This is a genomic window from Pseudoalteromonas sp. NCIMB 1079 (assembly GCF_040567695.1).
Taxonomy (GTDB): Bacteria; Pseudomonadota; Gammaproteobacteria; order Enterobacterales; family Alteromonadaceae; genus Pseudoalteromonas; species Pseudoalteromonas distincta.
This window is the reverse complement of the sequence record NZ_JBEWZA010000002.1, coordinates 174,145-195,400: the sequence shown is the minus strand read 5'-3', so window position 1 is coordinate 195,400 and position 21,256 is coordinate 174,145. Positions and strand designations below refer to the sequence as shown.

General features: G+C 39.2%; 17 protein-coding genes and 1 pseudogene. 9 read left to right on the top strand and 9 right to left on the bottom strand.

Annotation, left to right across the window (positions count from 1 at the left end; translation table 11 throughout):
- Nucleotides 1-205: 205 nt before the first annotated feature.
- From ABX891_RS17650 to ABX891_RS17635, 4 genes are all read left to right on the top strand, one after another.
- Nucleotides 206-3,352, top strand: coding sequence for a DEAD/DEAH box helicase (locus tag ABX891_RS17650; RefSeq protein ID WP_354630252.1), 3,147 nt, complete (start codon nt 206-208; stop codon nt 3,350-3,352).
- Nucleotides 3,353-4,228: 876 nt separating this feature from the next.
- Nucleotides 4,229-5,695, top strand: a complete 1,467-nt coding sequence (locus ABX891_RS17645) for a DNA recombination protein RmuC (protein ID WP_024596527.1) — start codon at nt 4,229-4,231, stop codon at nt 5,693-5,695.
- A 50-nt stretch (nt 5,696-5,745) separates the two neighbouring features.
- Nucleotides 5,746-5,937 (top strand): DUF3185 family protein, encoded by a 192-nt coding sequence (locus ABX891_RS17640; protein WP_024596528.1) that lies wholly within the window; start codon nt 5,746-5,748, stop codon nt 5,935-5,937.
- Nucleotides 5,938-6,554: 617 nt separating this feature from the next.
- Nucleotides 6,555-7,721, top strand: a complete 1,167-nt coding sequence (locus ABX891_RS17635; RefSeq protein WP_354630251.1) for an aldo/keto reductase — start codon at nt 6,555-6,557, stop codon at nt 7,719-7,721.
- Nucleotides 7,722-8,194: 473 nt separating this feature from the next.
- Here ABX891_RS17635 and ABX891_RS17630 read toward each other — a convergent pair whose 3' ends face one another.
- On the bottom strand, nt 8,195-8,623 hold the full coding sequence (locus ABX891_RS17630; RefSeq protein WP_354630250.1) for a PACE efflux transporter: 429 nt from the start codon (nt 8,621-8,623) through the stop codon (nt 8,195-8,197).
- A gap of 90 nt (nt 8,624-8,713) precedes the next feature.
- Here ABX891_RS17630 and ABX891_RS17625 point away from each other — a divergent pair.
- Nucleotides 8,714-9,593: pseudogene (locus ABX891_RS17625) on the top strand (LysR family transcriptional regulator).
- Between the two features lie 36 nt (nt 9,594-9,629).
- Here ABX891_RS17625 and ABX891_RS17620 read toward each other — a convergent pair.
- Entirely contained in the window at nt 9,630-10,532 is a 903-nt protein-coding gene (locus tag ABX891_RS17620; protein ID WP_354630249.1) for a LysR family transcriptional regulator, read from the bottom strand.
- A gap of 106 nt (nt 10,533-10,638) precedes the next feature.
- Here ABX891_RS17620 and ABX891_RS17615 point away from each other — a divergent pair, with 106 nt between their 5' ends.
- Nucleotides 10,639-11,415, top strand: coding sequence for a DODA-type extradiol aromatic ring-opening family dioxygenase (locus ABX891_RS17615; protein WP_354630248.1), 777 nt, complete (start codon nt 10,639-10,641; stop codon nt 11,413-11,415).
- Nucleotides 11,416-11,650: 235 nt separating this feature from the next.
- Here ABX891_RS17615 and ABX891_RS17610 read toward each other — a convergent pair whose 3' ends face one another.
- Nucleotides 11,651-12,025, bottom strand: coding sequence for a molecular chaperone DnaJ (locus ABX891_RS17610; RefSeq protein WP_354630247.1), 375 nt, complete (start codon nt 12,023-12,025; stop codon nt 11,651-11,653).
- Between the two features lie 364 nt (nt 12,026-12,389).
- On the opposite strand from ABX891_RS17610, the gene ABX891_RS17605 reads away from it, so the two are divergent.
- Complete coding sequence (locus ABX891_RS17605) at nt 12,390-13,322, top strand: ChaN family lipoprotein (protein WP_165743969.1); 933 nt, start codon at nt 12,390-12,392, stop codon at nt 13,320-13,322.
- Between the two features lie 39 nt (nt 13,323-13,361).
- Here ABX891_RS17605 and azu read toward each other — a convergent pair whose 3' ends face one another.
- The 5 genes from azu to ABX891_RS17580 are packed head-to-tail and all read right to left on the bottom strand — an operon-like array spanning nt 13,362 to nt 17,182.
- Nucleotides 13,362-13,802: an azurin gene (gene azu, locus ABX891_RS17600; RefSeq protein ID WP_165743970.1), complete on the bottom strand. Its 441-nt coding sequence runs from the start codon at nt 13,800-13,802 to the stop codon at nt 13,362-13,364.
- Nucleotides 13,799-14,542 (bottom strand): HugZ family pyridoxamine 5'-phosphate oxidase, encoded by a 744-nt coding sequence (locus ABX891_RS17595; RefSeq protein WP_309169096.1) that lies wholly within the window; start codon nt 14,540-14,542, stop codon nt 13,799-13,801. Before ABX891_RS17595 ends, azu begins: the two co-directional genes overlap by 4 nt.
- Complete coding sequence (locus tag ABX891_RS17590) at nt 14,539-15,327, bottom strand: heme ABC transporter ATP-binding protein (RefSeq protein ID WP_354630246.1); 789 nt, start codon at nt 15,325-15,327, stop codon at nt 14,539-14,541. The genes ABX891_RS17595 and ABX891_RS17590 overlap by 4 nt, the downstream gene beginning before the upstream one ends.
- Nucleotides 15,324-16,376 (bottom strand): FecCD family ABC transporter permease, encoded by a 1,053-nt coding sequence (locus ABX891_RS17585; RefSeq protein ID WP_354630245.1) that lies wholly within the window; start codon nt 16,374-16,376, stop codon nt 15,324-15,326. Before ABX891_RS17585 ends, ABX891_RS17590 begins: the two co-directional genes overlap by 4 nt.
- Nucleotides 16,373-17,182 (bottom strand): heme/hemin ABC transporter substrate-binding protein, encoded by an 810-nt coding sequence (locus ABX891_RS17580; protein ID WP_309169092.1) that lies wholly within the window; start codon nt 17,180-17,182, stop codon nt 16,373-16,375. Before ABX891_RS17580 ends, ABX891_RS17585 begins: the two co-directional genes overlap by 4 nt.
- A 139-nt stretch (nt 17,183-17,321) precedes the next feature.
- Between ABX891_RS17580 and ABX891_RS17575 the strand changes: the two genes are divergently transcribed.
- The gene (locus tag ABX891_RS17575) at nt 17,322-19,403 is read left to right on the top strand and encodes a TonB-dependent hemoglobin/transferrin/lactoferrin family receptor (RefSeq protein WP_354630244.1); all 2,082 of its coding nucleotides are present in this window, start codon (nt 17,322-17,324) and stop codon (nt 19,401-19,403) included.
- Between the two features lie 178 nt (nt 19,404-19,581).
- Here ABX891_RS17575 and ABX891_RS17570 read toward each other — a convergent pair whose 3' ends face one another.
- On the bottom strand, nt 19,582-20,253 hold the full coding sequence (locus tag ABX891_RS17570) for a hypothetical protein (protein ID WP_354630243.1): 672 nt from the start codon (nt 20,251-20,253) through the stop codon (nt 19,582-19,584).
- Nucleotides 20,254-20,361: 108 nt separating this feature from the next.
- Here ABX891_RS17570 and ABX891_RS17565 point away from each other — a divergent pair, with 108 nt between their 5' ends.
- Nucleotides 20,362-21,237, top strand: coding sequence for a LysR substrate-binding domain-containing protein (locus tag ABX891_RS17565; RefSeq protein WP_354630242.1), 876 nt, complete (start codon nt 20,362-20,364; stop codon nt 21,235-21,237).
- Nucleotides 21,238-21,256: the final 19 nt, after the last annotated feature.

Sequence of the window (21,256 nt, the reverse complement as noted above, 5' to 3'; positions counted from 1 at the left end):
TGATCTATAACGTGCCGTTTAATTTTTATATTTGTATGTAATGCCTAATATTTTGTGAAATTTTATACTCATTTTTACCTATAAACCGATTTTTTACTAAGCTATCAGCTCCAACCAGTTTATATCTTGTTAATAGTGCTTTAGCTCAGAGCACATAAGGCATATACTGGCAGAATTATTTTTAAAATTTAATGCTTAGAGTGACATGTCTGCTAACTTATCAAAAAATGATTTAATGGCTATTTTTGAAGAAATTAAAAATGAGCAGGCTACCCAGTTTCCTCTTTCTGAACGCTTTATTAAAAAACTTTTTCGCGAAAATGTCTTAGATAAAGGCAAAGAGTACTACAAGAAAGGTCAAATCACCTGGCTAGAGCATACCCCTAATTTTTCTGTTGTAGACTCTACCGTGCAAGTAGATAACGGATCATCATTTAACCAACGTATTGAGATCAGTAAAGTACCAACTGGTTATTCTGTTGATACACACTGTACGTGTAATGCAAAAACCAAATGCCGACATTTAGCTGCTATTTTGTTTAAGCTCAAAATAGAGCACTCTGGTGAATACGGTGAAGATTACTTCATTAATGATTGGTTTAGTGAATTAAGCGCTCTTAAAAGTGGTGATCAACATACACCCTCGCAAGTATTATTATTTGTATTAGATATTGAAAATAACAAAGTATTTTTAACACCTAAAATAGCTAATTTTGAGACTAAAAAGAATTACACGTTAGGCCGAAACCTCACTGAGCAGCAGTTAAATAGTTTCGTAACGCCAAATGATTTACTCGAAAGTGATTTTAGATTATTTAGTTGGATACGTTCACAAAATGCAGTAGGAAGTATTGAGCTAAAAGGCCAATGGGGCTTTAGTGCCCTACAACAATTGATAGCTACTGAGCGCTTGTTTTTTCAGCGCTCTCGCGTGCCAATTAAAGCGCAATCTGGCCAAGCATTGAGTTTTAGTTGGGAGCAAGATAAAGATCTATCACAATTAGTTATTAAGCTCGAGCAAACCCAAAACTGGGCTTTATTAAAAACAACACCGCCTACTTACCTCGATTTAGATCATTTAAAAGCGGGTCGTCTTCGTACACCATTGAGTGCAGACGAAATAGCGCATTTACAAACTATGCCTGCTTTGCATGACGCTAATTTTGACAGAATATACAAACAACTTGCAGATAACTTTGGTGCAGGTGTTATACCGCACCCTACTAACTTGCAGCCAACGTTACCTAAGCTATCTAGTAATGTTGTTTTAAAAGTAACAATGGGCGAGCAAGGTTTATCACTTTCGCTGTTATTTAAGTATAAAAATAAAAACTATTTAGCTGGTTCTGCCCCAGCAAGTACTATAAATAGCGCATTTGAAAACACCGTAACTAACGAGCTAATCAATCTAGGGTTTGAATTTTGTAAAGGGGGTTTACAAAGTGAGCTTGTATTTACAAAGCAATCTCCTATCCATTTGCATTGGCTAATATACGAAGTATTTCCTGGCTTTAAGCAGCGTGGTTGGCAAGTCAGTGTAAGTAAAGTAACAAGCCCTAATCCACAATGTGAAGTGAGTTTACATGTACACCGAGCAGCAGGGCATCAAATGCACTGCAAAGTATTGTTGTGTGACGCAAAAGCAGCGCTGTTGTTTACTAATGCTGATTCGCTTTATCAGTCATTGAATCGCCAAAGTGAACTGTTTTATTACTACCCGCTTGGTCGTCAATTTGGGGTTATTAATAAGTCTGCCATTAACTTATTAAACGAATTTAAAGAACGCTTTGAATTTGTAAAAACACGTGACGAATTTAATATTCCGCTTTCGTATTTACCTGAACTAGTAAAGCACACAGCTATTAACGTAGAGCTTCACGACGATTCACTTGAGCTATATTTACAAGAGTTAAATAATACCGATAAGGCAATGCCTAAGGTTTCATTACATGGCTTAAATGACTCTGTAACACTTCGTGAGTACCAACAGCAAGGCGTTGATTGGCTTAGCTTTTTAAAACGTCATCAATTAGGTGGTATTTTAGCTGACGACATGGGGTTGGGTAAAACACTCCAAGTTATTGCATTTTTAGCGAGTACATTTAACCGCCCTCAAGCAGGCCCTACACTTATAGTGTGCCCAACTAGCTTGGTGAGTAATTGGAAAAACGAAATCACTAAGTTTGCTAAAAGTTTAAAAGTAACCACTATTTTTGGATCAAACCGTAACGATCCTTTACAACACTTAGCACAAGCGCAATGCATTCTTACTACATACCCGCTTTTAAAGCGTGATATTGCATATTATTCACCATTATATTTTGAAAATATAATCCTCGATGAAGCACAATACATTAAAAACGATACCGCACAGGTCTCACGATTAGTTAAACGCTTAAATGCCGACTTTAAACTTTGTTTAAGTGGTACTCCAATCGAGAATAATTTACTTGAGCTTAAATCGTTACTCGATTTTGCTATGCCATCGTTACTTGGGTCTCAAGCCCACTTTAAGCAGCACTTTCAAACACCTATTGAGCGTGAAGCTGATATGCAGAGGGCTGAGCAGTTAAAAGCGTTAATTATGCCCTTTATAATGCGCCGCACTAAAGCACAAGTAGCGCAAGAGCTGCCTGAAAAAACAGAGCTAACAAAAGAGTTTGAGTTTGAGCCTAAGCAAAAAGAAATGTACCAAGGCATTACACGTTCATTAGAAGAGAAGCTAATAGACTTATTTGCCGAACAAGGCGCACAAAAAAGTAAGCTTGCATTTTTAGAGGCGCTTTTAAAGTTAAGGCAAATTTGTTGTCACCCTAAATTAATAGATCCACATACTCAAGCAGGCTCTGCTAAGCTTGAATGGTTAACAACACACTTACCGCTTATGCTAAGCCTGGGTCGTAAGATTATTATATTTAGTCAGTTTACATCGGCACTCGATTTAATAGCTCAACGCCTTGAAGAAATAAACATTAACTTTAGTATGCTTACAGGGCAAACGCGTCAACGAGATAAAGTAATCGACGAGTTTACCTGTGGTAAAACATCCGTGTTTTTAATTAGCTTAAAAGCCGGTGGAACAGGCCTTAACTTAACACAAGCAGATACTGTTATTCATTTTGATCCATGGTGGAATCCCGCAGTAGAAAAGCAAGCGACTGATAGAGCTTACCGTATTGGTCAAACTAATCCTGTATTTGTTTATAAGCTCATAATGAGTAACTCAATAGAGCAAAAAGTATTTAAAATGCAGCAAGACAAGCAAGCTCTTGTTGATGCATTATTTACTGATAAATCAATGAGCTTTACAAAGTTTGATGAGCAGCAAATGTTGTCTTTAATTAAAAACTAAAAAAGATCTAAAAAGTTTTGATCTTTTTATGAACTTAATTAAAAAGCGGACGTCTATCATTATGCTTGTTGATTAATTGCAGTTAACACAAGCATCATGTTGATTTCCCATTTAGTTACTAATTTTAGTAATGATTGAGCCTGCCCATTTTGAGTTGGCTTTTTTTATGTCTAAAATTTAGCGCGCAGCACTTATTTTAAAAGTTTTTTATTTTTTTATGAACTTAATTCAAAAAGACGCGTCTACTATTATGCTTGTTGATTAATTGCAGTTAATACAAGTTTTCATGTTGATTCCCTATTTAGTTACTAATTTTAGTAATGATTGAGCCAGCCCATTTTGAGTTGGCTTTTTTTATGTCTAAAATTTAGCGTTCAGCACTTATTTTAAAAGTTTTTATTTTTTTTGAACTTAATTAAAAAAGACGCGTCTACTATTATGCTTGTTGATTAATTGCAGTTAATACAAGTTTTCATGTTGATTCCCCCTATTTAGTTACTCATTTTAGTAATGATTGAGCCAGCTCATTTTGAACTGGCTTTTTTTATGCCCATAATTTGATTTGTTTAAATCAACCCAAATAAAAATAAATGATCTTCCGCAAATTAATTTGAATTAATTATTTTGTTATCCGGTCTACTCTAATGCCTGTTGTTATATAGCCTCACCTAATAATATTAGTTATTTTGGTGATTATGTATTTAAGTTGCAGCTTGCTCGGGCACATGTTGATTATCCCTTTGATTACTTAACTTAGTAATATTTGACCAGCTTATTTTAAGCTGGTTTTTTATGTCTGTAATTTCTTAACTCCCCTACTTCTGTTGTTGGTTATTGGTTATGATGGCATGTCTCTAAATTTTATAAGTTTATTTTATGCTCACTCAAGTACTCACTAATATTGATTGGCTAAGCGCTGGTGCTGGTGTTGCTTTAGGCGCCCTATTTTACGGCGCTGTATCAACACGGCTTCGCAAAAAGCTACATCTACAAATAAGCGAACAGCAGCAACAGCTTTCCCTGTTACAAAACCAATTTGATAATAAAGAGCTGCAATACAGCGCCTTACTAGAAGATCATGAACTGCTAGAACATACTCACCAAGAGCAGCGCGATGAAGCCCAGCATTTTAAAACGCGTTTTAGCGAACAAGAAAAACAAAGCATCCAATACAATCATTTTTGGCGTAAAGCCGAAGGCGAGCTGGCAGCGCTTCGTGAACAATATAATCAGCGCGATGTTGAATATAATAATATGCGCACTACCCTTGAGCAAAAACAGCAAAACTTTAGCGAGCAACTCGCGCAAATTGAGCAAAGTAAAAATACGCTCAAAAAAGAGTTTGAAAACCTAGCCAATAAAATTCTAGAAGAAAAATCACAAAGCTTTAAAACCTTAAATCAAGAAAGCATTGAGCAATTATTAAAACCAGTTCAAGGCGAGCTAAAAGGCTTTAGAGAAAAAATGGAATCAATGCACGTTGAAGACATAAAACAACGGACTGCGCTTAAAACCGAGCTACTGCATTTGCAAGCTAAAAGCCAAGCTATAACAGATCAAGCCGACAAGCTCAGTAACGCCCTACAAGGGCAAAAGAAAACCCAAGGTAATTGGGGCGAGCTTATGCTCGAAAACGTATTAGATAGTGCTGGCTTACGTGCAGGCGTTGATTATAAGCGCGAAGTGTCGTTTAACACTGAAGATGGCCGCTTGCGCCCTGATGTAGTTGTGTACTTACCACAGGGTCGCCACTTAGTTATTGATGCTAAAACTTCATTAAATGCCTATACACGCTACGTGAACGCTGAAAATGATCTAGATGCTAATCAAGCAATTAAAGAGCATGTAAACGCCGTTACAGCGCGTATTAATGAACTTGCGAGTAAATCGTACGACCGCTTACCAGGTATTAACTCGCCAGAAGTAGTGGTTATGTTTGTACCAATAGAATCAGCTTTTGTAGAAGCACTCAAATATCAAAGCGATATTTACCAACAAGCAATCGAAAAAAATATACTGGTAGCTACACCCACTACCCTGCTTACTAGTTTAAATATTGTTAAACAGCTTTGGCGTTTTGAAGAGCAAACCAAATATTCAAAAGAGCTGGCAAGTCGAGCGGAGCGTTTTTATAACAAGCTCAATGGTTTTTTATTGAGTATGGAAGGCGTAGGTAAGCAGCTTGATAAAGCGAAAGAAAGTTATGATAAAGCATTTTCGCAGCTATACCGTGGTAAAGGTAATTTAATTAAACAAGCATCAGAGTTTAAAGAGCTAGGTGTGTCGGTACAAAAAGAGCTACCTAGTGAGAGCGTAGAACGTGCTCAATTAGAATTAGATTAACCCTGATTTATTTTTATTTAGTTTATGTAAGTTAAACCTTAAGGATATTTATGAATAACAAGATTGTAGGAATTGTTTTAATCGTTATAGGTATCGCTTTAATTATGTGGGGATACGACGTGTATGATGCGGCGGCTTCGCAGCTTAGCCGTGCATTTAGTGGCGACACACCAATAGAAGCATGGGCGGGTATTATTGGCGGTGCTATCTGTGTGTTAATTGGTATTAAAAAGCTCAAGTAACCTGAACTTGAATAATTGATCTATTTAAGCAGCTATTTTCAGCGCTAACTACGTTGAATTTAGTTGTAATAGGCTGCACTGCACAGTGTTACTTAGCAAGATAAAACTCTTACAGGCCTGCCAGCAATGGCATTGTGAAAGAGACAAATACGTCGTGTATTGCAAGGCAAACCTTTAATAATATACGTTTTTGTAATATTTACCCCAATTATTTCAACTACGCTCGGTTAAATTAGCCAATTATTGCCGCAATCGCTTTGCTAGTGAAATTATTTGTGCATCTTTAATTTATTGCGGTTTTGTCTACTAATTTGTACACATCCAATAAATGTAACCATTTTTATGTTGTGTAAATGAGTATTAAGGCGTGCACCAATTTGGAAGTTTGCTTTTTTATCAAGCTATTAAAGTGCACTATTTTGTGCATATTAAAGTACTGTACGAGTAAAGAAAATAATCATTCTAAAATGTTAATTAAAGTGCGCGTTCAGCGTTTGTCAATTTAACCATCTTATTGAAATTATTGATATTTATTGTTTTTCTCCCGCTTGAGTTTGGTTGGTATTTATACTAGTTTATAGCGTAGATATTTAACCTTACTCAAGGAGAATAGTTACATGGTATCTCGCAGAAATTTTATTAAAGCAGGCGCTGCTTTAAGTTTAGGCTCTATTTTTAGTGCTTCAGCTTTGGCTGAACAATTAAAAGTAAAAATGTCTAACGGCAGCGTTATGCAAACTAAAGGATCGATAGATAAAAGCGCTGCTCTGCCCACAAACGATGTTACTAATGCTAAGCATTACCGACCAGAAGCAAGAATGGGCTTAGGCGGCCTTGCCGCTGGGAATGGCTTTAATACTATATCAAGCGATGCAGAAATTTTAACAATGCTAAATGCAGCATGGGATTCTGGTATTCGTCATTTTGATACGTCACCTTTTTACGGCTTGAGTTTAAGCGAAAGGCGCTTCGGTGATTTACTTCGAAACAAAAAGCGTGAAGATTATGTTTTATCCTCAAAAGTAGGTCGCCTTCTTACCCCTTCAGCAGAGCCTCTAGAAAATAGTTGGCATTGGGCTGATCACTCGCCTTTTCATTATAAATATGATTACTCTGCATCAGGTACGCGCCGGTCTATTGAAGATACTTTGCATCGTATTGGTGTCGCCTCACTTGATATTGTTTATATTCACGATTTATCACCGCAAAACAGTGATATGGGGGATGACTGGCTTAAGTATTTTGATCAGGCAGCAAAAGGGGCTATTCCTGAGTTAACTAAAATGCGTGATGAAGGAATAATTAAAGGCTGGGGTTTTGGAGTAAATACACCTCATGCTATTTATAAAGCGCTCGATATGTCAGACCCTGATATTTGCTTACTAGCGCTGCAATATTCAATTTTAGATCATAAGCAGGCACTTGATAAAACCTTTCCTATGCTTGATAAACGAGGAGCTTCAGCAGTCATTGGTGCTCCGCTTAATGGTGGTTTTTTAGCCGGTCGTAACCGCTTTAATTATTCACCTAAAATTCCTGGGCCTATGCAGCAAAAGTTTAATGCAATAAGCGACATTGCATCTAAACATGGGATTGATATTAAAACAGCTGCACTGCAATTCGCAGAGGCGCCTTCAACGGTATCCTCAATTATTCCTGGCGCACGCACGGCAGATCAAATTAAAGCTAATGTAGCCTCAATGAAAGTTACCATACCAAGCGAATTTTGGAGTGAGTTGAAATCTAAACAGCTTATTGCAGAAAACGCCCCCATACCTGCATAACAAAATAGGTGTGCCATTTGCTTGGCACACCTAGTTATAGTCAGTGTGGTTGATTTTTAAGCAACGTTTAGTAGTAAGTATATTGATTGTTGGGCATTTATATAAGCGCAGCTTGCTGGCGTTTAAAAACGTAGTTTTTAAAATTAGTTTTTAAAATTAGTTATTAGGTAGCCAAAAGCATTATTACGGGCCTATTACATATTACGCGTATCGGTATCATGCTGCACTTCATCCTAGTGGTGAGAGCGTGTGGAACATATTGAAGGAGCTAAATATATAAAGCAAAAAGTTACTGTAAACCCCCATTACAGTTAGCCGGTAAATTGTACAAATAGTAAATTAGCACTACTTAGTCAATTGAGCAGTGCTAATTGGTTTAATTAAAAACCACATTTACCGTTATTTATTGCCATTGCGCTTTTGCCAAAACGATCTCAATGCCCCACAATTTTGCTTTTATAAACTTAAAAATATCAAGCACATTGCGATTTATTAACCCATCTTTTGTAAGGCTGGTACTTATCGTACAATACATTAAAAATATACGTGTATATAAGTATAAACACTAAAAATCCAGCTTCTAATGCTGTAGCGGCTAGCCATGTAATATTTAAATACCAAGCAAGTATTGGCAGCGTTATTAATAACATACCTAGCTCAAAGCCACATGCATGCGTAATGCGGGTTACTAAACCTCGCTCGATTCGGTTATGCCCAACTATTTTATCAAACACTATGTTGTAAATGCAATTCCAAAGCATGGCGAAGATTGATAAACCAATACCTACTATTGCCATTTTTCCTGTTGCAAACCCACTAAAATAAACTGATGCAGGTACAACAAAAGATAATGTTATCATCTCAAATATTAGGGCCTGAAAAATACGTTCTGCTGTGTTCATATATAAATAACTTCTTAAGTTGATGACGATGGCTGTATTTTCATTCATTATAAAGATATGTGTTAGTTACTTAGTATCGGGAAAAGCGATATGCTTAGTATTGAACAGCTTCAAGCATTTGTGGCTACCGTTGAAGCTGGATCGTTTTCAGCTGCTGCGCGGTTTAAGTAAAGCGCAGTCGGTAATAAGCCAGCATATTATTAATTTAGAAATAGACTGTAATGCGACATTATTTGAGCGCACTGGGCGCTATCCACAATTAACCGAAGCCGGTAAACAGTTACTCCCCCAGGCTAAAGCCGTGCTTAATCAACACCAGCGATTAACAAACTCTGCATTAGCACTAAATGAAAAAACACCAACCGAAATCACTATCGCACTTGACGAAGGGATCCCGTTTAAAACTATTGCGAGTATTATTAGCAAGCTGCAAAGTGAGTATCCTTACGTATCGCTTGAGTTTTTAAGTGCATCCAGCCATGACGTAATTGACATGCTAAACAGCGAAAAGCCTATAACGGGTATTATTTTTAGTGAATTAAATATACCGAGCTACTTAGACTATGAATGTATTGGATCGGTAAAATTTGATTTATATGTTGCTAAATCGCACCCTTTAGCGGGGATCAGATGTGAAAATATGGATGGCCTTCGGCTACATCGACAACTTCTTCTTCGTTCTCGCAATACGCAAACAAGTAGCTTTCAGCTAAAAATTAGCCCAGAGATTTGGTATGCCGATAATTACTTTGTATTACTCGAGCTAGCAATACAAGGTAACGGGTGGTGCTTATTACCAAACCATGTAGCTGTAGATGCAGTACAAAGTGGTGAGCTGGTTAAACTTCCTCTTGAGTTTGAAGAAATGAGTTGGTTGGCTAATGTTGATGTATTACAGCATCAGCAACACAGTAATCAAGAGGTGTTTAAAGTACTAAGAAATTTACTACGGAATTTTTTAAAAATTTAGCTTTTATATAATGCCTGTTAGGCGGTTTACTTTTTATTACGCTAAATCCCAGTAAGGTGTATCGCCATAATAGCCACTAGTAAAATCAACAAATGCACGTACTTTACTGGGTAAAAACTGTCTGTTAGCGTACACCATATACAGTCCCATTGGGTCGGGTTCGTAGTCATTTAAAATGCGCACTACTTTACCTTGAGCCAGCGCTTCGCCAGCAATAAATGTGGGCTGCATAGCAATACCACCTCCAGCAATGGCTGTATTTAGTAGTAAGTCACCATTGTTAGCCACAAAGTTACTTTCAAGCTTTAGCTCGCTTTTTAACTCATTAACCCCAAATAATCGCTTTGTGGGCTCACTGTGGGAATAGCGTAAATAATTATGTGATTGTAAATCTAGCAGTGTTTGTGGCGTGCCATGGCGTTTTAAATAGTCGGGTGACGCAAATACAGCTAAACGTATAGGGGCAATTTTTTTAGCTATGAGCGTTGAGTTTTTTAATACGCCAATGCGCAGAGCAATATCAATACCCTGCTCTACTATATCTACATATTGGTCTGTGAGCCGTAAATCTAACTTTAAATTTGGATACTGCTTTTGAAAATCAACCAACAAACCTGCTAAATGCTTAGTACCAAACGACATAGGCGCACTAATACTAAGCACACCCGATACACTTTCGCTTAAGTTGTTTAGTGAGTTTTCCATGTCTTCAATATCAATAATCACTTGCTGACAACGCTGATAATATTGATTTCCAGCCTCTGTAACACTTACTTTTCGCGTTGTACGATGTAATAAACGCGTGCGTAGATTATCTTCCAATGCAGAAATATATTTGCTGACTAACTGCGGCGAAATATCGAGTTTATCGGCCGCTTTTGAAAACGATCCTTCTTGCACAACGGCTAAAAAGGTCTTCATGGTGGTGAGCTTATCCATTTTTTAACAATGCTTTGTTGATAATGTATAAATAAGTATCATATTTATCGTCAAAATAGAAACTTATATAGTGTTTATAACGCATCTACTTGTTTAAGGTTTTAGTATGACTCAGCCTGCTTTATTTATATCTCACGGCTCGCCAATGATGGCTGTTCAGCAATCGGCTACGTCAGATTTTCTTGCATCATTAGGTCAAACGCTTAGTAAGCCTCGTGCTATTGTGGTGTTTTCTGCCCACTTTGATGAAGCGCACGATATAGTTATTACATCCGGAGATGCGCCGCATACTATTCACGACTTTTATAACTTCCCCAAGCCCCTGTATGAAATTCAATACCCAGCACCAGGAGACCCTAAGCTTGCTAATACTATTAGTGAGTACTTTTACAAAGCGGGTATTAAAACGGTGAAAAGTGCAGATCAAGGGTGGGATCATGGTGTGTGGATCCCGCTGCGCTCAATGTACCCAACAGCTAATATTCCCATTGTTCAGGTGTCTATTAACACGCGTTTAGGCGCTCAGGCGATGTATAAATACGGACAGTTACTTGCACCACTGCGCAGCGATAACGTATTAATTATTGGCTCCGGCGGTATTAGTCACAATCTACGTGAAATATTTAAAAGCCCTGCTACACCTAATCGTGTTCAAATGGTTAATGAGTTTACTCACTGGGTTGAGCAAAAATTAATAGCGCAAAACACCCAAGCGTTACTTAACTATTTAAATGAAGCACCCTATGCTTTATTTAATCACCCTACCCAGGAGCACTTTTTACCTCTTTTTGCAGCGCTTGGAAGTAGTGACGGTAAAGCCGAAAAAATACATGAGGATATAGAAATGGATATTTTAGCGCTTGATGCATACAAGTTTTATTAATTTTCATCAGTACGATGCAAGTACTTAGTGGTTTATTTAATCAAAGTGTAATGGGGGTTTACGAAGAGGTGTTGGGCTAATCCTTTTGGGGAGAATATCACCCGAACTCCTTTTGCAATTTAACGCTTTGCTAAGGGGCAATTAGCAGTTGGCTAAACTTGCGCGAAGCGCCAAGCCAACTGTTAATTGTCCCAGTGAGTTTACGAACGAACTTGAGCAACTTGTTATGTAACACTTATCCAGAACCTTTCATGATGTTCTTATTTAGCTGCTCAAACTCTTTCATTAACTTGTCACAATCTGCCTTTTTAGCTTGGCAGAGTGCTGACATTTGAATGTAAATTGCTTGGTTTTTCTCAAGGACTTTACGTTTTATCGCTGCTGGGTGAGCTGTGTGAGTCTCGGGAGTAAACGACCATAAAACCAAGTTAGACTCTTCTTTATCTTCGATAATAGTCCAGCCTCCTTGGAGGCTTAAATTTGTACCATCTTTATTTTTCAATGCTTGAAGAGCTAAGTCGACTGCTTTATATCCAATAGAACTATTTTCATTTGCAGATGATGGGAAGGCTAATAGTGCGCCCATGAATGCTATAGGTATAATTTTCACTAAACTCTCCGTGTTACATAACAGCTTTATCAGAGGACACTTTCCCTATTTTAGCGTGAAAACGTCCTTATTTTGTGAGCTTACATTAATAGCAAATAGTGTAAGTGATTGCCAGTTATAAATATTATGCTTTCTGTAACTCATATAAACTTGTAAAAATGAGGAAAGTATCCTCTTATTCTAACTAAGCTAACGCCCCCTGAATGACGATAGAACGCTCATAACTGCCTATCAATTGCACTCTACAACCCGCTATTTAATCTTCATTGCTTATTTATTTTGTACTGTTTTTGGCTGGCTTAAAGCGCATTATAAATATATGATATTGATAATTATTTGTATTAACGGGTTTTGAAAGATGAGTATGAAAAAGTCTATGTTAACTCTGGCGTTAGTTACGGGTTTGAGTGGTTGCAGCACAACAACTGTGCCGCCTGATAAAAGCTCAACGCTTTATTACACTGCGCTTTATAATGCACAAGCAAAGCCTGTTAGCTCTGTATTATTAGAGCCCACGCTATTAAATGCCGATGTGGTTTTAGTAGGTGAATGGCATACGCACCCGGGTGTGCATTTATTTCAGGCTGAGTTATTTGAGCAATTAAGCAAAAGTAATAAACGCACTGCCCTTTCGCTTGAACAATTTAGCCGCGCCGATCAGCTTACTTTAAACCAGTATGTTAAAGGTGAAATTGGTGAGCAATACTTAATTGATAACACCCAAGCGTGGCCTAACTACAAAAGTGATTACCGTGCGTTGGTAGAGCTGGCAAAAACGAACAATAGCGATGTAATAGCTGCCAATGCGCCTAAAAATATTGTTACCTGTATTGGCAGGCAAGGCATAAGTTATTTAAATAAACTTGATGATAAACAGCGCCGCTACATTGCAGCCACTATTGATACGTCCCCAAGTGATTATAAACAACGCTTTATGGCATCAATGCACCATGGTACGCCAAGTCAAAACGAAAACTATTATGCAGCGCAAGTTACGTGGGATGAAACCATGGGGGAGTCTATTGTTAACTATTTAAATGCACATAAAGATGCGCAGGTAATGCATATAGCGGGCGATTTTCATGTAAAAAATGGCGAAGGTATAGCGCGTGTTATTAAGCGTTTAGCGCCAGAGTTAAATGTTGTTTGGATATCGCCGGTAACAAGTGTGCAAGCAAATCAAGATGGGTACCAATTGCAGGCTAACCCTTTGCCACCTCGTTATGTTCAAAAAGCGCATCAACAAGCGGCTTTTAAAGCGTTAGCTAAACGAGGCAAAAAAACACAGTGCCAATAATAGGTTGGCACTGTGTTTGATTAATACACCCTTTGCTATTTATTTAAGTGTAAATGTGCCTTTCATCATGGCGTAGTGGCCAGGGAAAGAGCAAAAATAAGTGTAATCTGTTTTGGCGGTTAAGCCGCTGGTATCAAAAGTCACTTGCGCTGATTTACCACCGCCAATAATGTCGGTAGCGGCAAGTACGCGGCTATCGTCAGGCTTTAAGTACTGGTTGCTAAGCCCTGCTGCGTTGCCATCGGTGATAATACCTTGCATGTTTTGCTCAGTAGATAGCACCCAGTTATGACCCATTACATTGGCAGGTAATTTACCTACATGATTAAGCTTTACGGTTACTTTTTTACAGCTTTTAGGAGCGCTTAGTGTTTTAGTTGAAAACTGCATCATATCGTTTGCATCTATATTTAGTGTGCATTCGTCTGCATATGCAGCATTGGCACTAAATAGTAGTGCAAGGCTTATTAACTTTTTCATACGGTTTCCTCTGTGTTAGCTAGGTTGTTGCGTGCTTGATTGGTTAGCTCAACCAGCGCTTTACGTACCTCTAACGGGCTGTTGCACAGGGTTTTAAAGTTAATAAAGTAATTACGCTTTTGGCTTTGTATATAAAAGCCTGTGGGTAATAGGCCGCTCATTATTGGGGTGTTATCAGCTACGCTGTAGTGCTGCATTAATATGAGCGACATAGCATCTTGATGATCTTCATTCATGTGGTTAATCATGCTTTGCTGCTGGCCTTCGTCCCAGTTTTTAGCCTCGCCTTGCCATTCGTTTTGTTCAAGCCAAAATATTTTGCCAAAGCCGCCAATGTAACGCACACGCACTACGTCTAATTGCCATAACTGAAAGTCGTGCGCGTTGCGATAGCTAGCGGCTTCGGGGTATAGGGCAATATAATTATCAAGTAAAGTGTGTGCTTGCTCACTTGACACAATAGAGCCATCGCCTACGAGCGTTACGCGGCCGTGCTCGTTTTGATCGCCACTGTCGGTGGCGTCAAATACGGTAAGGCTCATACGAGAGTCGTGCTTTAAGTTTTTAGTGTGCTGGGCTATATCGCTAATAAAAAAGTAAACACGGCCTTGTTCGTCGCACATATAGGGGGTTACTGAGCCAAACGGGTAGCCGCGTAAATTATTAGAAATGGTCGACATAACACCGGCATTGGTTTTGTAAACCAAGGTGCGTGCATCGTTTAATGCTTGCTCTCTCATAAAAACTCCTGACGTTGAGAAAAAACCATGGGTGCATCGTTATAAGGATGAGGGTTTACGTGCAGTTTCATGGCGTACATTTGTTGTAAATTTTGTTCAGTTAATACGGTGTTTATAGGCCCACTTTGCAGCACTTTTTTGTTGTGCAGTAAAATAGCATCGGTTGCATAAAGGCTGGCCAAATTTAGATCGTGTATTGCAATAATGGCGCTGTTACCCTGCTCTACAAACGCTTTAACGCAGCTGAGCAAAGCATGTTGATGGCGCATATCAAGTGCTGATGTAGGCTCGTCGAGCAGTATTAGTTTTGGCTCGGCCGATTGTGTAAAAGCGTTTAGTTGCGCCAAAGTGCGCGCCATATGCACACGTTGTTGCTCTCCGCCCGAAAGCGCACTTACGCGGCGAGTTAAATAATGGCTTAAATCCATAATAGCGGCGTATTTATTTACTTTTTCGCTTTGCATTTTTAATGACTCTACATACGGGTAGCGGCCCATTGCAATAAGCTCAAATACAGTAAAATCAAACCCTACGTGGTTTGCTTGCATCATCACTGCGCGCTGTGTTGCTAGGCGTTTTTTAGCGTGATAGGCCAGCGGCTTAGCATTAAAAAGTACACTGCCTGTAAAGGACTGCATACCTGCTAAGGTATGCAGTAAAGTAGACTTACCCGCGCCATTTTCACCAAGTAGTGCAACAAGTTGGCCTTGTTTAGCACTGCCATTAATGGTGTTTAAAACGTTATGGTTACCAAAGCCAACACTTAGGTTGTTAAATGCGATCATGACCAACCTCGTTTATTTTTAACGATTAAATAAATAAACAATGGCGCACCTAAAAGCGCAGTAATAATGCCAATAGGTAGCTCAGCAGGGGTTATAACAATACGTGCTAACCAGTCAGAAAGTAGCAATACCACTACGCCAATTAGCATACAAAGCGGCAGCATATTACGTAAATGCGGCCCCACCATTAAGCGGGCAATATGCGGGACTACTAAACCAACAAACCCTATTAAGCCGGTAAGTGCCACAACCGCCCCTACTCCTAGTGCAACAAATATAATTACATATAGTTTGAGCTTGTTGGTGTCTACCCCTAGGTACTGAGCTTGTGACTCGCCAATAAGGAGTAAGTTCATGGGCTCTTTTAACCGCCACAGGCCAATTAGGCTGATAAACAGTAACGGCGCAGCTTGAATAATCGTGCTCCAGCTTGCTCCGCCTAATGAGCCCATGGTCCAGTAATTTATTAATCTTAATGCACTGTCATCGGCAAAAAAGCTCAGTAGCCCAATAACCGCAAAGGCTAATGCGTTAATAGCAACCCCCACCAATATAAGTGTGGTGATATTAATTTGCCCTTGCTGCTTGGCAATAAAATATACCAGCGAGGTAACACCAAGCGCCCCTAAAAACGACGCATAAGGTAAATACAACTGCGCGTTAAAATTAAACTGCGCGCTAAGTGCTATAAACGCTACAGCAACCATAGCCGCACCCGCACTAATGCCTATAATAGATGGGTCGGCCAGTGGGTTGCGGCACAGCGCTTGCGTTGACGCGCCTGTTTGGGCAAGTACCAACCCTACAAGCACTGCAAGCATAAAGCGTGGCAAACGTATTTGCATTACGACATTTATTTGCAGCGCATCAAACTGATTAAAGCGCTCGGGCGCAAGCCAAGCAATGGCTAAACGCCAATCCCACCCTGCTGGCCCATACCCTATGCTAAGTAGCGCCAAAGCAAAAATACACACAGAGGCTAATAGCATCCATTTATGGGTTTGGCTAAGTGTTACAGGCTTAAAACGGCTCAATGTTAGGGTGTTCATAAGTGGGCTTTATACTCGTTAAGCTCATTAATTGCTGTGGCAATACGTGGCGACATGCCAAGCGAAAGTAGGCTATCCATTACAAGTAAGTTACAGGTTTGCGCCGCTTTTAATAAGCGTAGTGTAGGTTGCTCACAAAAAGCCTGCTTACCGCCAAGGCTGTGTACAACATGGGCTGGGGCTACTAAAAAGTCGGGCTGATTTATAGCAAGTACTTCGGTGTTAATTGCTTTAAAGCCTGAATGCGTAGCGCCTATATTAGTAATGCCTGCATAGCTAAATAATAAATTAGGGACGGTTTCTTGTCCTGCGGCAACAAGCCCGCGCTCATTAGCTGAGAGTAAAAATAGCGCGCTGTGTGTTTGCGCTTTTGCTTTTTCAGGTAATGATTTTGTAATGTGCGTAATAAGTGTTTGTGCTTTTTGCTTAGCGTTTAAATCGTCACCTAAGCGTTTTATTAGCTCAAGTAGCTCGTTAACTGAGGTCGGCTTTTTATAATGAATTAGCTTAACCCCTGTTGCCTCAATTTGCTTAAGTGCTTGGCTTCGCCCTGCGCCTTCAAGCGCTAACAAGGTGGTTGGACGCATTGAAAGTACGCCTTCTGCCGCTAAATCGCGATAATAGCCCACTTGCGGTAATTGCGTGGCTTGGTGCGGGTACATGCTCGATTGATCAACCGCTACAAGGGTATTTTGTTTGCCTAGCGCATAAATTATTTCAGTAAGGGTGCCGCCAGCGCTAATAACGCGCTCTTGTGCAAGTGCAGATTGGGCCATTAAAGCAAACAATATAAATAAGTATTTCATTCCATACTCCGGTTTTATTTTTCGGCTATTATAACTGATTAAATCTAAATGAAAATGATTATCATAATTAATTGATCTTAATTTGACTTAGTTGTAACATCCCCGTCATAAATAATAACTATTATCATTTGGAGTTAAAATGAATCCCCCTGCATTTAAATTTACTGCTATAGCAACCTTATTACTTAGCTCAGGCACTGCATTTGCCGAAAACATAATTGACGATCATATTGTTGTGAGCGGCTCGCGCTTTGAGCAAAAGCTTAAAGATGTAACAGGCTCAGTTACTGTTATTACAGAGCAAGACATAGAGCGCCAGCTCGCTGTAGATTTACAAACCATGTTTAAATACGATTCAAGCATTGCAACTACTGGCAGTGGCGCAGGCGCGCAAACACTTACTGTACGTGGTGTTGGCGGTAACCGTGTTGTATTTATAAAAGATGGCCGACGCACTAACGATGGCTACGCAGGCGGAGGGGGTTATTTAGTTGGCCGCAATTATTTTGATGTAGCAGGTGTAAAACAAGTAGAAGTCGCCAAAGGCGCTGCATCGTCTTTATATGGCTCTGACGCACTCGGTGGTATTGTGGTCATAACCACTAAAGATCCAAGCGATTATTTAAAAGATAACAGCAGCTTTGTAAAAATGGCACTGGGGTATCAAGGTCAAAGCAACCAAGTTGCCGCCGATATTACTGCGGCAAAAGACTTAGGCGATTTTGCAGTAAGCGCGGTTTATAGCCACCGCGACAGCGAAGAAGTACAAAACTATGACGAAAACTTACCCGGTTATGATGCTAAGTCGGATGCTTTATTAGTTAAATTTGAGCAACAGCTTGATGAAAAACGTACACTTAAATACACCCTTGATTACTTTAATCAAACAACTGAGCAAGTAATAACCCCCGCTGTTCAAGAAACCGAAGAAGATGACACGAGTTGGTCACTGGCGCTCGATTACCATTCAGAAGTAGCAACCGCTGCGTTTGATAAATGGTACGGGCAAGTGTCTTATAGTAGTTACGAGCAACAAAGCGATCAAATTAGTGGCGCAAGCACCTACACCGATTATAACGACTATCGTTTTGAGCAAAATATTTTAGGTTTAAAAGCGGTATTTAATAAAGGGTTTAACGCAGAGAGTGCCGATCATGAAGTGGTATACGGGATTGATATAGACTTATACGACACCACCCGTCCACGTTTTAAAACCCGTATTTTAGCCGATGGCACTGTTGATTTTACAGATCAAAAACAAAAAGCATTCCCGGGGGCTGATACCTCTTTAATTGGCGCTTATGTACAAGACAGTATTTCGTTTAATAATAGCGCGTGGTCGGTTATTGCGGGTGTGCGATATGATTACTACACCCTAGAGGCTAAAAATGATGAGCTATACGCCGATGCGCAGCTTGGTGATATTACCGAATCTGCTTTTTCGCCTAAGCTAGGTGCTATATACCAAGTGGATGATAACTTGTCGTTGTACGGGCAATACGTACGAGGCTTTAAAATACCACCACACGACCAAGCCTACCAAAGCCACGGCGTTGAGCCATTTTATCAAATATTACCAAACGCCGATTTAGACCCTGAAAGCAGTGATTCGTTTGAGCTTGGGCTAAGATACGCCAGCAGCGATATTAGCGTAAATTTAAGTGCTTTTTATGCAGCATACGATGACTTTATAGAAACCGCCGTAGTGGGTGTTGAGCCAACGTACATTCCTGGCGTAAACAAAACGCTGTATCAGTACCAAAATATTAGCGAAACACAAATAAGCGGTGTTGAAGCAGGAATTGCCATGTATGTAGCTGAAAATATACTACTAGAGGCAAACGTGGCTTACGTTGATGGTGAAAATAAAGAAACCGATCAGCCACTTACCAGCATTAGTCCGTTAAATGGCTCAGTATTGTTAAGTACAGAACAGGGTAATATTAACTGGACCGCCGCGTTGCGTTTGGCTAAATCACAATCGGATGTAGTACTTGATACAAACGATGATAAAACTACGCAAGGGCATGGCTACGGCGTTGTTGATTTATACGCAAACTACGAATGGCAAGCGTGGCAGCTAAATGTAGGTGTACTTAACTTGCTCGATAAAGAATATGTGCCTTTTGAGCTAATTGCAGGTCAATCGCAAAGTGCTGATTTTAGCCAATACACCCAACCTGGGCGTAACTTTTCAGCCAAAATAAGCTATGAGTTTTAATTAGCGTTTAATAAATACCAAACGTTGCATGGCTATGCAGCGTTTGCCTACCGCGTATTTACTCAATTTAAATTACTTAATAGTGAGTATGTTTAAGCAAATTTGTACACACTTAATTCGAAGTAACACTTTATAAAACCAGTGCTTTTAAAGCTAAAAAGCGCTGGCTATTTATAAATTAATTAACCGATAAATCTTTTGTTTCTAGATAGCTTGGTAGGCTTTTAAAACATGCCTCTAGCTTATTTTTAAGCGCTGTATTAATTGCAGCATTACACTTTAACTCCCCATTATATTCACCTTTAGTCAGTGGCACTAAGCTTAACGAGTCATAGCTTGGCTTGCTTTTTATTTTATGAATTATCAAGCCTTGTTGCTCTGTTAGCTTTATTAACGAAAATGCATTTTTTTGTGCTTTATCTGTCGTGATTTTCTCAACATATAACGGGTTTTTAAAGGTTAGTGTGACATTAAAAAGCACTCTGCCACCGCGTTCAAAATGGCCGTTAAATACGGTTATGTTTAAGGTGGGTGTTTTTTTATTTATTAATAAGTTTAGGTCAAACTTGGCTGGTAAAATGGTGATCAACCTTTGCTCGTTTGCTGCTTTTTTTAAAACACTTTTGATTTTTTTTAGGTTGGTGTTATTTGTAGTTACTTCATACACTATTTGGTAGTTGTGTGGAGGGGCGTATAAAGGCATGTGGCTGGCAAGTACTTTATCGCCGGCTAAAATAAGCGCCATACCATGGAAGCCATTATAGCTGTGGGTTTTGTGTGAATTGTGTTGAGGTGTATTTGCGTGCGCTGCACTCGATAATAAAATAAAAAATAGCAGTATGTGTTTCATGTTAGTGCTCAAAAAATATATATAGCGCCACTATAAGCTAATTTTTATATACAAATAATCGATAATAAGTGATTAGTTGTTTCCTTTTGGTTAATACGGTTTGGCGCTATGCATTTAGATGACATTGAAAAAGTAATTCATATGGCGGGTTCGCAAAATCTGCATACAACCGCTAAGCACTTTAATATTACCCCAGGTGCGCTGTCTAAAACGCTAAAAAAGGTTGAGGCAAACTTAGCCACGGAGCTGTTTAACCGTGTAGGTAAAACCTTAGTACTCAATGATAAAGGCAAAGAGTTTGTTAAGCACAGTAGCGATTTAGTTCATAATTACCAGCAGCTTACTAGCCGTTTTAAAAGCGATAATCATAAATTTAATGCGGTTATTGCAGGCCCTGCCATTTTACTCAAAAGTGGCGTTAAAAAGCTGCTTACACCCCTTAGTAACCTGCCTTGCTCGGTGCGTATTAATAATGTATTTGAAGGTGAAGCCATAAGCCAAGTTGCATCAGGTTCGGCGCATATTGCGCTAGTTACTCGCGAGGCATTAAACAACAGCTCACATACTAATTTAGTGGCGGTTGACGTATTTAATACTGAGTTTAGTGTAGCTGCGTCTCCTTCACATCAGCTAGTACAAAAAGGCTTTTTAATACTCAATAAAAACCAATTACTACAGTTGTCTTTTGCATGCCCGTTGTTTTCACCACTGTGCGGCCTTGAACAAGGTATTGGCTCCGACGGTTGGCAAGATGAAATAGCCCCGCGCAATATTGTATTTAGATGTAGCGATTACAGTGCATTAATAGAGGTGGTACAAAGTGGCTTGGCGTTGGCATATTTACCAAATTTCGTGATTGACGATTTAGGGCTTAAAAAATTAACTGTAAAGGGGGTTAACAGTCACTACAATGAGGATATTGTAATGATTTATAAGCCATCAAAAGCAGATGGCTGGCTTAATAAACTCATGTATTCTCTGTAAAGTATTTATCAATTTAAGC

Bases quoted from the DNA above. Each gene is read 5' to 3' on its own strand.
- ABX891_RS17650 (WP_354630252.1), top strand. From the start codon at position 206: ATGTCTGCTAACTTATCAAAAAATGATTTAATGGCTATTTTTGAAGAA.
- ABX891_RS17645 (WP_024596527.1), top strand. From the start codon at position 4,229: ATGCTCACTCAAGTACTCACTAATATTGATTGGCTAAGCGCTGGTGCT.
- ABX891_RS17640 (WP_024596528.1), top strand. From the start codon at position 5,746: ATGAATAACAAGATTGTAGGAATTGTTTTAATCGTTATAGGTATCGCT.
- ABX891_RS17635 (WP_354630251.1), top strand. From the start codon at position 6,555: ATGGTATCTCGCAGAAATTTTATTAAAGCAGGCGCTGCTTTAAGTTTA.
- ABX891_RS17630 (WP_354630250.1), bottom strand. From the start codon at position 8,623: ATGAACACAGCAGAACGTATTTTTCAGGCCCTAATATTTGAGATGATA.
- ABX891_RS17620 (WP_354630249.1), bottom strand. From the start codon at position 10,532: ATGGATAAGCTCACCACCATGAAGACCTTTTTAGCCGTTGTGCAAGAA.
- ABX891_RS17615 (WP_354630248.1), top strand. From the start codon at position 10,639: ATGACTCAGCCTGCTTTATTTATATCTCACGGCTCGCCAATGATGGCT.
- ABX891_RS17605 (WP_165743969.1), top strand. From the start codon at position 12,390: ATGAAAAAGTCTATGTTAACTCTGGCGTTAGTTACGGGTTTGAGTGGT.
- azu (WP_165743970.1), bottom strand. From the start codon at position 13,802: ATGAAAAAGTTAATAAGCCTTGCACTACTATTTAGTGCCAATGCTGCA.
- ABX891_RS17595 (WP_309169096.1), bottom strand. From the start codon at position 14,542: ATGAGAGAGCAAGCATTAAACGATGCACGCACCTTGGTTTACAAAACC.
- ABX891_RS17590 (WP_354630246.1), bottom strand. From the start codon at position 15,327: ATGATCGCATTTAACAACCTAAGTGTTGGCTTTGGTAACCATAACGTT.
- ABX891_RS17585 (WP_354630245.1), bottom strand. From the start codon at position 16,376: ATGAACACCCTAACATTGAGCCGTTTTAAGCCTGTAACACTTAGCCAA.
- ABX891_RS17580 (WP_309169092.1), bottom strand. From the start codon at position 17,182: ATGAAATACTTATTTATATTGTTTGCTTTAATGGCCCAATCTGCACTT.
- ABX891_RS17575 (WP_354630244.1), top strand. From the start codon at position 17,322: ATGAATCCCCCTGCATTTAAATTTACTGCTATAGCAACCTTATTACTT.
- ABX891_RS17570 (WP_354630243.1), bottom strand. From the start codon at position 20,253: ATGAAACACATACTGCTATTTTTTATTTTATTATCGAGTGCAGCGCAC.
- ABX891_RS17565 (WP_354630242.1), top strand. From the start codon at position 20,362: ATGCATTTAGATGACATTGAAAAAGTAATTCATATGGCGGGTTCGCAA.